We start from the raw sequence: 14,209 nt of genomic DNA, 5'->3' as shown, positions 1-14,209 counted from the left end.
AGAGGCAGGTAATGAGCACCTTCCGGCGGCCCATCTCCCCCACCGAGTTCATGTACTTCCCGATGCGGGAGCTGGCGCCGCCGTTCCTCATGCAGCTGGCCATCGAAGGCGTCGGCAGTATCGACGCCGAACAGCTGCGACGCGCAGTAGCCATTGCCGCCGAGGCGAATCCGGGCGCACGACTGGTCCGGGAGGGCAAGTTCTGGGTGGACAGCGGGGTCGCGCCCGCCGTACGCGTGGTGGACCACGCGCTGCAATACCCCGCGCTGGAAGCGGATCCGGTGCTCACCAGCCCGATCGGGCCGACGCCGGAGTCCACGGTGGAGATCCTGCTGCTCACCGCCGCGCCGACCACGCTGGTATTCCGGGTGTTCCACGGCGTCATGGACGGTATGGGCATGGTCATGTGGGCCACCGATGTGCTGCGGGTGCTGCGCGGTCAGGAACCGGTCGGCGCGGCGGATCCCATCGCCGATGACGAACTGGAGCGCAAGGTCGGCGCACCCGGGCGTCCAGCACTCATGCTGCCGCGCTTCCGCTCCGCGCTGGGCACCGGACGGCAGGATCCGGGACAGCCGCGACACCTGCTGCGCCACCGCACCATCAATGCCACCGGACCGGGCGCGATGGTGCGCGTCGCCGCGATTCTGGCCGATGAGGGCGGACCGCTCTCACGCATCATGATCCCGGTGGATCTGCGCCGCCACGATCCCGAACTGCGCTCCACCGCGAACCTGGCACTGCCGCTGTTCCTCGATGCCCGGCCGGGCGTCGATTGGAAACAGCTCAACGCGGACAAGAAGATCGGCCTCCAGGAACGCCGCGAACTCAATCAGATGCAGGCCGCGCGGCTCTCCAATCTGCCGCAGGCCCCCGGCCGCGTCCTACTACGCTCACTGAACTGGACCGGCGCGCGCCTGGGCCGGAACCTGGCCTCGGCCACCGTCTCCCATATGGGCCGCTACGACTTCGACGAACTGGCGGTCCCCGGTTTCACCCCCACCTCCGTCCGGGTGCTGCCCCAGCACAGCGTCGCCATGCCGCTGCTCATGGGCCTCACCGAAGGCGGCGGCCGCACCGAACTCACCGTGTCCGCGCGCAGCGGCCGGGGCATTCCCGAACGCCTGGACGCCCTGCTCGACCGCATCGTCAACACCCTCGAAAAAGAACTCGCGCCAACGGATCCGACCGCATGATGACCGCGTGGGCTCGGGTCGTGGTCGCACGGCCGAAAACCGTGCTGGCGGTGGCGGTGCTGTTCGCGCTCGCGTGCGGACTGTTCGCCACCGGGCTGGCGCAAAAGGTCAGTGCCGCGGGGTATTCCGATCCCGGTAGTGAATCCAGCGCGGTCGACCAGTGGGTGCACGATCAGCTGGGGCCGCAGAATCCGGATATCGTCGCGATCTACACCGCGCCGGAAGGGCAGACGCTGGCCGATATCGGGCCGCGGGTGCTGGATGCGATCAAGAAGGTGGATCCGGCGCTGCTGGATCGGCCGGTCGAAAGCTATTGGAACAGTTCGCGATCGCAATACATGCGGTCGGCCGACGGACGATCGGCCGTGGCCGTGGTGTTCGCCTCGGGCGATGAGAATCATCGCATCGCGGTATATCCCGAAGTGGCCGAAGCACTTACGGTGCCGGGCGTCGAAACGCGGATGTCCGGCTACAGCGCGCTGGCGCAGACCATCAGCGATCAGTCCCGGCACGATTTGATTGTGGCCGAATCGATTTCGATTCCCCTCACCGCGCTGGTACTCGTGCTCGTGTTCGGCGGTGTCGTCGCCGCCTCGCTGCCGGTGATCGTGGGCAGCCTCGCCGTGATCGGCGCGCTGGGCGCGGTCGGGATCATCGCGCAGTTCACCGAGGTCAGTGTGTTCGCCATGAATGTGGTCTCACTGCTCGGGCTCGGATTGGCCATCGACTACGGGCTTTTCGTGGTCAGCCGGTTCCGCGAGGAACTCGCTCGGGGCGGCTCGACCGAGGCCGCCGTGACCCGTGCGCTCGATACCGCGGGCCGCACCGTGTTGTTCTCCGCCGTGCTGCTCATGTGCGCGTTCGCGGGCACCTTCGTCTTCCCGCAGGCGGTGCTGCGCTCACTGGGCTTCGGCTCGATCGCGGCGGTCGGCCTGGCGGCGCTGCTGTCGATCACCGCACTGCCCGCCGCGCTCGCCCTGCTCGGTCCCCGGATCGGCAAATGGAGTTGGCGCGCCGACGCCTTCGAACGCTCCGAGGAACGCGCACAGCGCTTCTGGGGCCGGGTCGTCACCGCCGTCATGCGCCGCCCGGGTGCGGTCGCCATCGCGGTGGGAGCGCTGCTGCTGGTGCTGGCCGCCCCGCTCACCGGCGTCCGGCTCGGCGATATCGACCACACCGCATTGCCCGCGGGCAATGCGACCCGCGCCACCGTCGACGAATTGGCGGCGCGCTTCCCGGCCGCGAACAGCGGGGCCACCGTGCTGGTACGCGAATCCGATGGCGGCGCACCGACTTCCACGGCCGTCACCACGGCGCTGCGTGAGCTCGGGGCCGTTCCCGGTGTCAAACAGGTGCTGCAACTCGACACCAAGGACAACACCGCCATCCTGCACGCGGTGCTGACCGCGCCGGACCGCTCCCCCGCGGCCCAGGAAATCGTCCACGACCTGCGCGATGTGCGCATCGACGGTGTGACCCTGGAGGTCGGCGGTCAGAGCGCCGCCACCGCCGACAGCGTCACCGCGGTACTGCACAACCTGCCGCTCATGCTCATCGTCATGGTGCTGGCCACCCTGCTCATGCTGGGCCTGGCCTTCCGCTCGCTGGTGCTCCCGCTCAAGGCGGTCATCATGGCATTCCTCAGCCTGGCAGCCACTTTCGGCATCCTCACCTGGATCTTCGACAAGGGGCATCTGGCCGGACTGCTGGGCGTGAGCGTCGGCCCGGTCTCGGCCAGCATGATGGTGCTGATCATCGCCGTGGTCTTCGGCCTGTCCACCGATTACGAGGTATTCCTGCTCTCCCGCATGGTCGAAGCGCATGAGGCGGGCGCGGACACCGAGGAGGCGGTGCGCACCGGGACCGTGCAGACCGCGCGCGTGATCACCGCCGCCGCAGCGCTTCTCGTGCTGATCACCGGCGCGTTCACGCTCTCCCCGCTGACGCCGATGCGCTTCCTCGGCCTCGGCATGGTGATCGCGTTGATCATCGACGCCACCCTGGTGCGCATGCTGCTGGTTCCGGCGCTGGTCAAACTCATGGGACCGGCGAACTGGTGGACGCCGTTCCGGCCGCGCCAGATCGCCGCGACCGTACGCGAAACCAGCACCGAGGCAAAGGTTTCCACACAGTAGGACGAACGCGGTTCGCCGAAAACCAAGGCGGGCCGCAATGTCCGAGCAGACGATCGGGTATCGGTTATTCGGCCGCGCGGGCGGCCAGCACCGCGTCGTACAGTTCGCGGCGCGAGACTCCACTGGTGGAGGCCACCTCAGCGCAGGCGTCCTTGAGGCGCAGACCGGCGGCCGCCAATCCCTCCACCCGCTCGACGAGATCGGCGGGATCGGCCGAAACCTTGTGCGAGCCTTCGAGAACCACGGTGATCTCACCTCGCGCGCCCTCGACCGCCCACGCCGCCAGCTCACCGAGGGTGCCGCGCACCACTTCCTCATAGGTCTTGGTGAGTTCACGGCAGACCGCGGCGCGACGGTCGGGACCGAGGATCTCCACGGCATCGGCCAGGCAGTCCGCGAGCCGGTGCGGGGCCTCGAAGAACGCCACGGCGCGCGGTTCGGTCGCCAGGGTGCGGAACCACTCCTTGCGCTGCCCGGACTTACGCGGTGCGAAACCGTCGAAGCAGAAGCGCTCCACCGGCAGACCGGATAGAGCCAGTGCCGTGGTCACGGCGGACGGACCGGGCAGACAGGTGATGGGGAGTTTGTGCTCGACACACGCGGCGACCATGCGATAGCCCGGATCACTCACCGACGGCATCCCCGCATCGGTGACCAGCAGCACGGTGCGCCCTGCTTCGATTTCCTCCAGCAGCATGGGGATTCGCGCGGTCTCCACGTGATCGTAGAAACTCACCACCCGCCCGGTGATCTCCACGTCCAGGGCCTTGGCCAGCGACCGGGTCCGCCGGGTGTCCTCGGCGGCCACGATATCCGCCGAGCCCAGCGCATCGCGCAGGCGCTGCGAGGCATCGCCGACATCGCCCATCGGGGTGGCCGCGAGCACCAATCGTCCGCCCGAGGTCGGCTCGCCGCTCATCCCACTCCTGTTCGTCGCCACACTCCCCCTCGGCCCGGACCAGCGATCCGGCATCGATGCCAGCATACGGGCGGCCGCACCCCGACTCTCCGCCCCGACCGGGCCCCGGGTCCGACCGGGGCGGGAGTTTCGGGGCGGCACCGCATAACATCGGGTGCGTGACCCAGGTGACCGACGCGCGACCGCCAGCTGTAGAGGCGGGGGTGGCGCTGTCCAGTCCGGCGCCACTGCGACCCTCACCGGATTTCGGGCCCACCGACTGGGCGCGCGGCTGGGTGGTGACACTGTTCCTGACGGCGGTGGCCGGGCTGACGCGCTTCATCCAACTGGGCTACCCGACCGAGGGGCATACGCCGGTCTTCGACGAGAAGCATTACGCGCCACAGGCCTGGCAGGCCCTCACCAACGGCGGCGTCGAGGACAATCCCGGCTACGGGCTGGTGGTGCACCCGCCGGTCGGCAAGCAGATGATCGCGATCGGCGAAGCCATCTTCGGCTATTCGCCGTGGGGGTGGCGGTTCATGGCCGCCGTCTCGGGAACCCTGCTGGTGCTCTTGGTGATTCGGATAACCCGGCGGATGGCACGCTCCACGCTGATCGGCGCGTTCGCGGGCATTCTGCTGATCGCCGACGGACTCACCTTCGTCTCCTCCCGACTCGGGATGCTCGATATCTTCCAGGCGCTGTTCGTGGTCGCCGCGTTCGGCTGCCTCATCGTGGACCGCGACGAGATGCGGGCGCGCATGGCATTGGTGGCCGCCGAGGGCCGACTCGACGACAGCGAATTCGGGCCGCGCTTCGGAGTGCGGTGGTGGCGATTCGGCGCGGGCATCCTGCTCGGGCTCGCCTGCGGAACCAAATGGTCCGGAGCGTATTTCGTGGTCGCGTTCGCGGCATTGAGCCTCGGCTTCGATCTGGCTGCGCGACGCGGATACCGGGTGCGGCGGCCGTGGGCGGGCACCGCGGTGCGCGATCTCGGGCCGACCGCGTGGGCGCTCGGGGTGGTGCCGGTGTTCGTGTACCTGGCCAGCTTCTGGGCCTGGTTCGCGGCCGAGACCAGCTACGACCGGTACGCGGTCGGGGTGCGGGTCGGGCGCGGCGGCGACTTCTCCTGGGTGCCGGACGCATTGCGCTCGCTCTGGTACTACGGCGGTGAGGTGCTCACCTTCCACGAGGGGCTCACCAATTCGGCGGGCAATCATCACCCCTGGGAATCCAAGCCGTGGACCTGGCCGATGGGGTTGCGGCCCATGCTCTATTACTACTCCGACAGCAGCAGCGGGGACTGCGGGCAGAACCAGTGCGTGAAGGCGGTCATGCTGATCGGCACGCCCGCCATCTGGTGGCTGGCGCTACCGGTCTTCGGCTGGGCGATCTGGCGCAGCTTCGTCCGCCGGGACTGGCGATACGCGGCGGTGCTGGTCGCCTACGGCGCGGGACTGCTGCCATGGTTCCTGCAGCTGGATCGACAGATGTACTACTTCTACGCGGTACCGCTCGCGCCATTCCTGATGATGGCGGTGGCGCTGGTGCTCGGCGATGTGCTCGGGCACGCGCCCGCGATAGGCAGACGGCTGTCCGGGCAACCGGATTGGCAGCATCTCGCACCGCCGAGCGAACGGCAGGGGCTCGGGCTGATGCTGGTCTGCCTCTACCTCGCGCTGGTGATCGCCAACTTCATCTGGCTGTGGCCGATTCTCACGGGCGCGCCCATCACCCCGGGCAGCTGGCACGACCACCTCTGGCTGCCCAGCTGGAGGTAAACCCCTCAGGTTCGAGTTTCGCCCAGCGCGGCTCGTAAGTATCGGACCGCGGCTTCGTCGTCCAGGCCGAGGCGGCGGATGACCGCTACGTATTCCGTTGCGGCGCGGCCCGCTACGTCTCGGGTGGGGTCGCCCGAGGAGGCGATGAAGGAGCCGAGGCGGCCACGGGTTTCCAGGACGCCGTCCTGTTCGAGTTCGCGGTAGGCGCGGGCGACGGTGTTGGGGGCGAGTTTGAGTTGGGCGGCGAGGGCTCGGACGGTGGGGATCTTGGTCCCGGCGGCCAGTTCACCGGAGCGCACCCGCGCCACGATGCCCTGCCTCAGCTGTTCGTACGGCGGCACCGTCGAATGATGGTCAACCGGGATGTCCAGCATGGCTTTTCACACCTCGTCACGCGACAGCGGGCAGGACAGGCAGCGCGGACCGCCTCGGCCGGAACCCAATTCGGAACCGGGGATGGGTAGCACCTCGATTCCGGCGTCGACGAGCCGCGCATTGGTCATCTCATTGCGTTCGTAGGCGACAACCACACCGGGCGCGAGCGCGAGGGTGTTGTTGCCGTCATCCCACTGCTCCCGTTCGGCCGCGACACCGTCCAGGCCGGTATCGATGACCCGCAGTTCCCCGATGCCCATGGCCTTGGCGGCCGCGGGCAGGAACGGATCCGGACCGGACATGGTCACCGTGCCGTCCACCTCTTTGCGAATGGTGAACGCGCACAACGAATCCTGCATATTCGGATACATCACCATGGCATCGGTGTCGACCATGGTGCACACGGTGTCCAAATGCATGGTGGCGCGGGTCTGCGCGATCGGCACCGCCAGCACCGTATGCGCGAGATCGTCCTCGAAGAGGCTGCGCGCCAACGCTTCCGCGCCCGCCGGGGTGGTGCGCTCACCCACGCCGACCGCCACCACGCCCTTGGCGAGCAGCAGCACATCACCGCCCTCGATGGGCGCGGTATGCGATTCATACGCCCGCCGCACCCCGAGGAAACGCGGATGGAAGGCGTAGATGAGATCGGTCAGCGAGGTCTCGCGCGCCCGCGCGGGCAGCGCCAGCGAGGTGATCGCCACCCGCGAACCGACCCAGAACGAGGAATCCCTGGTGAAGAGCAGATTCGGCAGCGGATCGATGACGAAATCGTGCCCGTGATGCATGCGCACCACCAGCGAGGTGTGATCCGGCCCGAACGGCAGTTCGTCGAAGGTCATACCCGCCATGAGAATCTGCGCCAGCTCCGGCGCGGGCACCGTGCGCAGGTATGCGGCCAGCTCATCGGCGAGCGCGTGGCCGAGCCGGCGCGCGTCCACCGCGCCGGAGATGCCCTGTATCCGCGCCGCCCCGCTCACCCCGATGGTTTCGGTGAGCAGATCCGACAGCAGCAACACCTCCACCCCGCGCTCGCGCAACACTCCGGCGAAGAGGTCATGCTCCTGCTGCGCCCGCTCCACCCACGGGATGGCGTCGAAGAGCAGCTGATCATTGTTGCGCGGGGTCAACCGGCGCAGTTCGTCACCCGGCCGGTGCAGCAGCACCGTGCGCAATGCGCCGACTTCCGAGGTGACGGAGAACGGTCGCGCCGGTGGCGCAGCCTTGATTCCCATATCCTGACGGTAGTTCCCCGCGGCAAAGAAGGCATGCAATTCGCGCCGGGTAAAAACCTCGACTAACCTTCAGGTATGCAGACCGCGTCCTGGCAGGCGAAGGAACTGACGCCGGGCCAGCTGGCACAACGCGCCGGAGTTACGGTGTCCGCCTTGCACTTCTACGAACGTGAGGGCTTGATCACAGCCCGCCGAACCAGCGGCAACCAACGCCGCTACCCCCGGGAAACCCTGCGCCGAGTGGCCTTCATCCGCATCTCACAGCGTGTCGGAATTCCGCTCGGCGAGATCCGCCAGGCCCTGGACAACCTCCCCGACGGCCGCAACCCCACCCGCCGCGACTGGGAAGCCCTGTCCACGGCGTGGCGATCCGACCTGGACGAGCGCATAGAACAGCTGATTCGCCTGCGCGACAGCCTCACCGGCTGCATCGGCTGCGGCTGCCTGTCCCTGGGCACCTGCAAGATCGTCAACGCCCACGACCACCTCGGCGACGAGGGCCCGGGCGCGCGCGTCCTGGACGTGCACGCCGCCGAGAACTGCACCAAACCCGAGCAGGGCTGCTCACTGCCCCTCGCCGAGACCTCTTGAGCGCCTAGCCTTCCCACCCCGTCATCCCGGCATCCATTTGGGCCTGGATGACGGGAGGTGCTCAGACCTCGGGGCGGACTCGTTCCGGCGCTACCGCATCTACACCGGCGTCCACCTCGGCCTGCGCCGCAGTCTTGGCGGGCGGCAATTGCCGCTGTTCGCGGGGCAGGAACGTGGTGAACAGGGCGTTGGCGCGGCGCATGGCGAATTCGTACGGCCAGGCGAATTTGCGGACCCACCAGTAGCCGAAGCGGATGTCGAACTGGGTGTGGATGAGGTAGCGGCCCTTCTCCACCCCGCGCAGGATGGAATCGGCGACCTGCTCCGGCTTCTTGGCGTGCCGCCGGAATCGCTTGATCCAGGCCTGGATTCGCGGATCGTCGCGATCCACGCCGATCACGTCGACACTCTGCACCAGCGGCGTGTCCACCGCGCCCGGCACCACCAGGTGCACCGAGATGTCATGCCGTTCCAGATCGAACCGCAACACCTCGGACACCCCGCGCAACCCGAACTTGCTGGCGCTGTACGCGGCATGCCACGGGAAGGCCATCAGCCCGGCCGCCGAGGACACGTTCACCAGCGCGCCGCCGCGCCCGGCCGCGATCATGGGCGGCACGAAGTTCTCGATGACGTGGATGGGCCCCATCAGATTCACATCCACCAGACGCTTCCAGTGTTTGTGCTCGAGGTTCTCCACGGTGCCCCAGGTGGAGATGCCCGCGACGTTCATGACCACGTCGAGCGAGCCGACCTGATCGTGCACCTTGCCCGCGAAGGTGGTGACGGCGTCGTAATCGCTGACATCCATGGCCTGGGCATAGTCGACCACCCCGCCCGCGGCGCGGATCTCGTCGACCGTCGCGTCGAGGCCGTCGGAGTTCACATCGGTGAGCACCAGGCGCGCGCCCTTGCGGGCAGCGGCCAGCGCGGTGGCCCGCCCGATTCCGCTGGCGGCTCCGGTGATCAGGGTCTTCCTGCTACTGAAGGTTCGCACGCCGGTCCACATCCCTTTGATTGCCCCGTTTGTCCACCGAACCTACTACGCGCTCAAACTCCATCGCGAACAATGCAACCCCCCAATCAGCCCCATACTTCTAGGGGGTTACAGACCGGCCGGTACCGGGTAGGTCCAGGTCGAGGGCTATCCGCCCCGCTGCCAGATGAGTTTCCACCTCTTCGGCGGGCATCGGCCGCGCGATCAGGAATCCTTGTGCGCGATAACAACCCAGTGCCACCAGGGTACGCGCCGCGACGGTCGTCTCCACGCCCTCGCCGACCACGCCCAGGCCGAACGAACCGGCAAGTCCCACAATGGATTTCACGATAGCGAGATCATCCGCGCTGGCGCCGAGCCGCTGTACGAAACCGCGGTCGATCTTCACCGCGTCCACCGGCAGCGCTTTGAGATGCGACAAAGACGAATATCCGGTGCCGAAATCGTCGATGGCGATCTGCACGCCCATCCGCTTGAGCCCGCGCAAGGTCACCTGCGTACGCGCCAGATCCTGCACCACCACGTGCTCGGTGATCTCCAGGCATACCGAGGACCCGTCGATGCCGAAGCGCCGCAGAATCCCCTCCATGGTCTCCACGAAATCCAGGCTCACCAACTGCACCGGCGACACATTGATCCGGATCACCACGCTCGACGCCAAACCGCGACGCCGCCACTGCGCGAACTGCTCGCACGCCGAGCGAATCACCCAGCGGCCCAGCTCACCCGCGAGATTGGTGGCCTCCGCGACGCCGACGAACGCGCCCGGGGGTAGCAAACCGCGCGTGGGATGCTGCCAGCGCACCAGCGCCTCCAGGGCGACCACGCGCCCGGTGCGCAGATCCACCTCCGGCTGATAGTGCAGCAGCAGCGAACCATCCGAGACCGCACCGCGCAGATTCAGCTCCACATCGTCCTGGAGTTCGAACTGCGCGCGCATGGCATCGGTGAACACCGCCACGCCATTGCCGCCGCTCGACTTGGCCGACAACAGTGCGTGATCGGCGCGGCGCAGCACGTCCGCGACCGTGGTCTCACCCGGAATACCCACCGCCACACCGACACTCGCACCGCGACTGACCGTCTCACCGCCCACGGTGACCCGGCGCGCGATGAGCTGCTGAATCCGGGTCGCCTCCAGATCGGCAGCACTGGCGTCCATCGGCTTGGCCGGAATGATGACGAATTCGTCGCCGCCGAGCCGGGCGATCACATCATTGGGATCGAGGTGATCGCGCAATCGCGTCGCCAGCGTCCGAATGAAGTTGTCCCCCGCGGTATGCCCGAGGAAGTCATTGAGCGCCTTGAGCCGATCCAGATCCAGGAAGAACGCCGCCACCGGCCCCGGACTGCCCGCCCGCAGCCGCTCCTCCATATGTTCGAGCAGCGCGCGCCGATTGGCCAAACCGGTCAGATCGTCGTGCATGGCGATATAGCGCAGCCGCTCCTCCGCCACCACGCGCGCCTGCAACTGGGCGAAGAGCGCGGCAATCGCCTTGAGCACGTTCAACTCTCGGGTACTCCACTCGCGATCGCCCTCTTTGACGAAACCAAGCACCCCGGTGGACTCCCCGCGCGACACCAGCGGCACCGCCGCCATCGACACGGTCGGAATACCCGAGGACAGATGAATCGTGTGCTGATAGTCCGCGTGCTCCGGAATCGGGCGCACGATGAGCGGTTCGGTGGCGTTCTCCAGCTTGGCGAACACCGAATCCGCGCGATCGAAGTAGGTGACCCGCAACGGATCCGGCTGAATGGTGACCTGCCGGCGTGGCCACTCCGCGATCAGCACCGAGGCGCGGCGCTCCCGATCGGTATGGCGCAGATAGCTGAAGTCGACGTCGAAGTGATCGACGAGCCAGGACAGCACCCGCTCACTCGCCGCCACCATCGTGGTGGCGTCGACACCCATCAACTCGGAGGCAACCTGGGTCACCAGTGAGTCGAGCGTCTGCCGAGGCACCTTGTCTCCGATCCCATCAGCGGGTTTCCGCACCCGGTATCGGAAGCCGCCGGCTCCTCGCCGTGACCTCCGCCGCATAGCTCAGGCGAAGTACCAACGCCACGGTCTCGTGCTCGGGCACTCCCAACAGGTCCAGGAAACGGCCTTGAAGTGACGTTAGTGTATCGGCGAACTCCGGGGAAACCGTGTTCAGATCCTCGGTCTGTCGGGCATAGAGGAACACCGGGGACACCGGATGCACCGCCAGCCCGTGCCGCTGCGCCTCGATCCAGACCCGCTGCAGGGTCTCCCCGGCGCGGGCGTAAGCGGCCAATTCCCCGGGGTCGCCGACGGGTGGGGCGGTGAAGGTGACCGCGGCGAGCACCGAGGCGGACAGCACCCGGTCCCGGGTGTAGTCACCGAGCGCGATACCGCCGTTCCAATCCCGAATGCGGTCCATGATGTCGGCGCGTCCGCCGATATCGAGCTTGGCGCCTTCGTCCGCGGCCAGTTCCATCGTGCGCAGATCCAGGCCGGTGCGCAGATCCAGCGGCTTGTTCCCGACCGGGCGGCGCAGTTCGGAGAACATCTCCGCGTGCAGCACCGGGGTCAGATAGCGGGCCTGATCGGAGGCGGCCAGCAGGGTCGCGGCGGTCTCGAGATCCTCAGAGCCGGTGATCCAGCGCAGGCCGCCGTCCGCCTTGGCCGCGGTCACCGCAAGGGCTTCCAGAATGGCCGGGTCGACGGGTTCGCCGGTGCCGAAATTGCGATTGGTGACGCGTTCGAGCAGATCGGGATAGTCGCGCGCCAATTCCGGCTCGCTCCAATCACTCAGCTGCAATACCGCGGTCAGCGGCGCGGCGCGGCGAGCCGGACCGCCGAGCCGACCGCCCGGGCCGCTCAGGCGTCCGCTCGCGGGTCGGCTGTATTGCCCGTCGGTGTACAGATCGGCCTCGCCGAGGACACCGCGCGCGGCCGCGGCCGCGCGGGCGTTGTACAGCGCCGCGCCGACGGCGAGCGCGCTGCCGCGATAGCCGATATCCATGCCGGAACTGCGCCGCACATCGAGTTCGATGACGATGGTGGAGTTCTCGGCGCGCAGCGACCAGGGCTGCACATTGCCGCCCGACGGGGCCGATTGCGCAGCGGCCAGTACCGCTTCGGCATCGGTGCGCGGTGCGGTCGCGGGCGCGGGATCGGCGGGCCAGACGAACTCTTCTACCGGTTCGGGTTCGGCCACGGCGTCCAGCGCGGTGCTCAGATCGACGCGGGTGCGACCGGAGGCGAGGTCGACGCCGAGGCCGATGCGGCGCACGGCGGCGGCCACGGTCGCGCCGCCGAGCTGGACGTCACCGGCGAGCTGCGGCCAGCTGTCCAGGGTCTGATCGATTTCCACCAGGCTGGCGGCGAAACGATCGGAGAGGCCGTGCGCGTCCAGGATTCGGACCACGTAGGGCGCCTTCTCACGGGTGGTCAGGCCGCGTAGGTCGGCGCGCGTGGCCCCGCCTAGTAGGCCGTGGAAGGGCTCCCGATCCGGTTCCAGGTCATAGCGTTCGATATCGAGCAGGCCGCGATCGCTGGTTTCCATGAGCAGCGGAATGCGATGGCGCTTGGCGGCCTCGCGCACGGCGAGTTTGATATCGAGGGAGTCGCACTCCTCCACCACCAGGGTGAGGTCCGCGAAGAAGTCGTCGACGTTGTCGTCGGTGAGTCCGGCGGTGAAGATCTCCACCGGTAGGTAGGGGTCGATCTCGGCAATCCGGCGGGCGGTGACGACGGCCTTGTTGACGCCGATATCGAAGAGCGAGCCGGGAATCCGATTGAGGTTGGCCAGTTCGATGGTGTCGAAATCGGCGAGCTTTATCCGGCCGCAGCTGCCTTCCATGGCGAGGGTGTGCGCGATGGCATGTCCGACGCTCTGCCCGACCACCCCAATTGTCTGGTTTGTCAGCTTTTCTTGTTCGGTTCGTGTCAGTTTGTTGCGGTTCCGGTCCAGCCGGACGATCCGCAGCAATTCCGGTCCCGGCAATGCCACAGCGGCCTTGCGCCACGGATAATAAATCCAGCGATCCGATTCCGGCCCCTCGGATAATTCCGGCGGTGCCACCAGATCATCGAATTCGGCGCGCAGCAAATTCCGTAAATCGGTGAATTCGATACCGGCTTCGGCGCGCAATTCGGAAATCCGGCGCGCATCCTCCGGATCGGATTCATCGAGAAACAGCGGTCGATATTCCGCGGCCGCGGTATTGTCGGAATTCATTGTCTGGCGCGTCCTCCGGTGCCGGTCAGGTCGGCCGGCACAGCGCCGTCGCCGTCCGCGAGAGCGATTTGTTCCGCATCGATCAAGGTCAACTGCGATTCCGCGGCGACCGATCGATAACTCCGCATATCCCACCAGAGCGGGACGGTGCGGTAGCGATCATCGGGAAACGGCACCGCGGGAATCCACCAGTCCGATCGCGCGCCGCTGCTGCGGTAGCCCTCCGCGGCATGCTCGCCCGCGGTAACGAAGCCGTAGCGGGCGCCCAGCAGGGTGGTCACGTGGACGACGCAGCGATCCAGGGCCGCGCCCAGGGCGCGGCGCTGTGAGCGGTCCAAACCCCGGTCCGCCCACACAGCTTTCACCTCGACGACACCCTCCGGTATCCGGTCGGCAACCCGTTTGCGCAAGGCCGGTTCACCGGGCCGCCCGGCCCAGGCGCGCAATGCGTTGACCTCGTCCACATGGGAGTACGGGCCCTGCACGCGCATACCGGCGACCACATCCCCGAATGGATCGATCGCGGCCACGAACAGCGCGCTGGAGTGGCCATTCACTGTTTTGTCGTATTCGAGCGCCGGATCCACGCCGTACCGCCGATAAGCGCGCAGCGCACCCATGATGTTGCGGCGCCACAGGCCCGGATGTGCCTGCGGCGTGCCGACCCAGAAGGTGCACCCCGACGACGCATCCCGGAATCGCAGTAAGTCGTCATCAGCCGAATCCGACGGGACGACTGCGACCACTTCCACAGCCATACAGTTCCTACTCCGTTGCTGCGCGGGTTTCC

General features: G+C 67.5%; 11 protein-coding genes. 4 read left to right on the top strand and 7 right to left on the bottom strand.

Annotation, left to right across the window (positions count from 1 at the left end; all coding sequences use genetic code 11):
* Positions 1-11 precede the first annotated feature (11 nt).
* Both ACFC0O_RS33175 and ACFC0O_RS33170 read left to right on the top strand, forming a co-directional pair.
* Positions 12-1,196 carry a peptide synthetase gene (locus tag ACFC0O_RS33175; RefSeq protein ID WP_375964957.1) on the top strand — a complete coding sequence of 395 codons (1,185 nt, stop codon included), beginning with the start codon at positions 12-14 and terminating at the stop codon, positions 1,194-1,196.
* Entirely contained in the window at positions 1,196-3,331 is a 2,136-nt protein-coding gene (locus ACFC0O_RS33170) for an MMPL family transporter (RefSeq protein ID WP_375966390.1), read from the top strand. The genes ACFC0O_RS33175 and ACFC0O_RS33170 overlap by 1 nt, the downstream gene beginning before the upstream one ends.
* Positions 3,332-3,395: 64 nt before the next feature.
* Here ACFC0O_RS33170 and rsmI read toward each other — a convergent pair whose 3' ends face one another.
* Positions 3,396-4,250, bottom strand: a complete 855-nt coding sequence (rsmI, locus tag ACFC0O_RS33165) for a 16S rRNA (cytidine(1402)-2'-O)-methyltransferase (protein ID WP_375964954.1) — start codon at positions 4,248-4,250, stop codon at positions 3,396-3,398.
* A 158-nt stretch (positions 4,251-4,408) separates the two neighbouring features.
* Between rsmI and ACFC0O_RS33160 the strand changes: the two genes are divergently transcribed.
* Positions 4,409-6,013, top strand: coding sequence for a phospholipid carrier-dependent glycosyltransferase (locus tag ACFC0O_RS33160; RefSeq protein WP_364642128.1), 1,605 nt, complete (start codon positions 4,409-4,411; stop codon positions 6,011-6,013).
* A gap of 5 nt (positions 6,014-6,018) precedes the next feature.
* On the opposite strand, the gene ACFC0O_RS33155 is transcribed toward ACFC0O_RS33160, so the two are convergent.
* Both ACFC0O_RS33155 and arcA read right to left on the bottom strand, forming a co-directional pair.
* On the bottom strand, positions 6,019-6,387 hold the full coding sequence (locus ACFC0O_RS33155; protein WP_364642132.1) for a GntR family transcriptional regulator: 369 nt from the start codon (positions 6,385-6,387) through the stop codon (positions 6,019-6,021).
* Positions 6,388-6,393: 6 nt separating this feature from the next.
* Positions 6,394-7,623 (bottom strand): arginine deiminase, encoded by a 1,230-nt coding sequence (arcA, locus tag ACFC0O_RS33150; RefSeq protein ID WP_364642135.1) that lies wholly within the window; start codon positions 7,621-7,623, stop codon positions 6,394-6,396.
* A 75-nt stretch (positions 7,624-7,698) separates the two neighbouring features.
* Between arcA and soxR the strand changes: the two genes are divergently transcribed.
* On the top strand, positions 7,699-8,214 hold the full coding sequence (gene soxR / locus ACFC0O_RS33145; protein ID WP_364642138.1) for a redox-sensitive transcriptional activator SoxR: 516 nt from the start codon (positions 7,699-7,701) through the stop codon (positions 8,212-8,214).
* 61 nt (positions 8,215-8,275) lie between these two features.
* Here soxR and ACFC0O_RS33140 read toward each other — a convergent pair whose 3' ends face one another.
* The 4 genes from ACFC0O_RS33140 to ACFC0O_RS33125 form a co-directional block, all read right to left on the bottom strand.
* Positions 8,276-9,223 carry an SDR family oxidoreductase gene (locus tag ACFC0O_RS33140; RefSeq protein ID WP_375964950.1) on the bottom strand — a complete coding sequence of 316 codons (948 nt, stop codon included), beginning with the start codon at positions 9,221-9,223 and terminating at the stop codon, positions 8,276-8,278.
* Between the two features lie 88 nt (positions 9,224-9,311).
* Positions 9,312-11,177, bottom strand: a complete 1,866-nt coding sequence (locus ACFC0O_RS33135) for a sensor domain-containing phosphodiesterase (protein ID WP_364642144.1) — start codon at positions 11,175-11,177, stop codon at positions 9,312-9,314.
* Between the two features lie 16 nt (positions 11,178-11,193).
* Positions 11,194-13,419, bottom strand: a complete 2,226-nt coding sequence (locus tag ACFC0O_RS33130) for an Rv1355c family protein (RefSeq protein WP_375964947.1) — start codon at positions 13,417-13,419, stop codon at positions 11,194-11,196.
* Positions 13,416-14,177: a hypothetical protein gene (locus tag ACFC0O_RS33125; RefSeq protein WP_375964945.1), complete on the bottom strand. Its 762-nt coding sequence runs from the start codon at positions 14,175-14,177 to the stop codon at positions 13,416-13,418. Before ACFC0O_RS33125 ends, ACFC0O_RS33130 begins: the two co-directional genes overlap by 4 nt.
* Between the last annotated feature and the right edge of the window lie 32 nt (positions 14,178-14,209).

Source organism: Nocardia sp. NPDC056100, from assembly GCF_042266325.1.
In the GTDB taxonomy this organism is placed as follows: Bacteria; Actinomycetota; Actinomycetes; order Mycobacteriales; family Mycobacteriaceae; genus Nocardia.
Note: the sequence above shows the minus strand (reverse complement) of the source record. Positions and strands in the feature narration are given on the sequence as shown.

Bases quoted from the DNA above. Each gene is read 5' to 3' on its own strand.
- ACFC0O_RS33175 (WP_375964957.1), top strand. From the start codon at position 12: ATGAGCACCTTCCGGCGGCCCATCTCCCCCACCGAGTTCATGTACTTC.
- ACFC0O_RS33170 (WP_375966390.1), top strand. From the start codon at position 1,196: ATGACCGCGTGGGCTCGGGTCGTGGTCGCACGGCCGAAAACCGTGCTG.
- rsmI (WP_375964954.1), bottom strand. From the start codon at position 4,250: ATGAGCGGCGAGCCGACCTCGGGCGGACGATTGGTGCTCGCGGCCACC.
- ACFC0O_RS33155 (WP_364642132.1), bottom strand. From the start codon at position 6,387: ATGCTGGACATCCCGGTTGACCATCATTCGACGGTGCCGCCGTACGAA.
- arcA (WP_364642135.1), bottom strand. From the start codon at position 7,623: ATGGGAATCAAGGCTGCGCCACCGGCGCGACCGTTCTCCGTCACCTCG.
- soxR (WP_364642138.1), top strand. From the start codon at position 7,699: ATGCAGACCGCGTCCTGGCAGGCGAAGGAACTGACGCCGGGCCAGCTG.
- ACFC0O_RS33140 (WP_375964950.1), bottom strand. From the start codon at position 9,223: ATGTGGACCGGCGTGCGAACCTTCAGTAGCAGGAAGACCCTGATCACC.
- ACFC0O_RS33130 (WP_375964947.1), bottom strand. From the start codon at position 13,419: ATGAATTCCGACAATACCGCGGCCGCGGAATATCGACCGCTGTTTCTC.
- ACFC0O_RS33125 (WP_375964945.1), bottom strand. From the start codon at position 14,177: ATGGCTGTGGAAGTGGTCGCAGTCGTCCCGTCGGATTCGGCTGATGAC.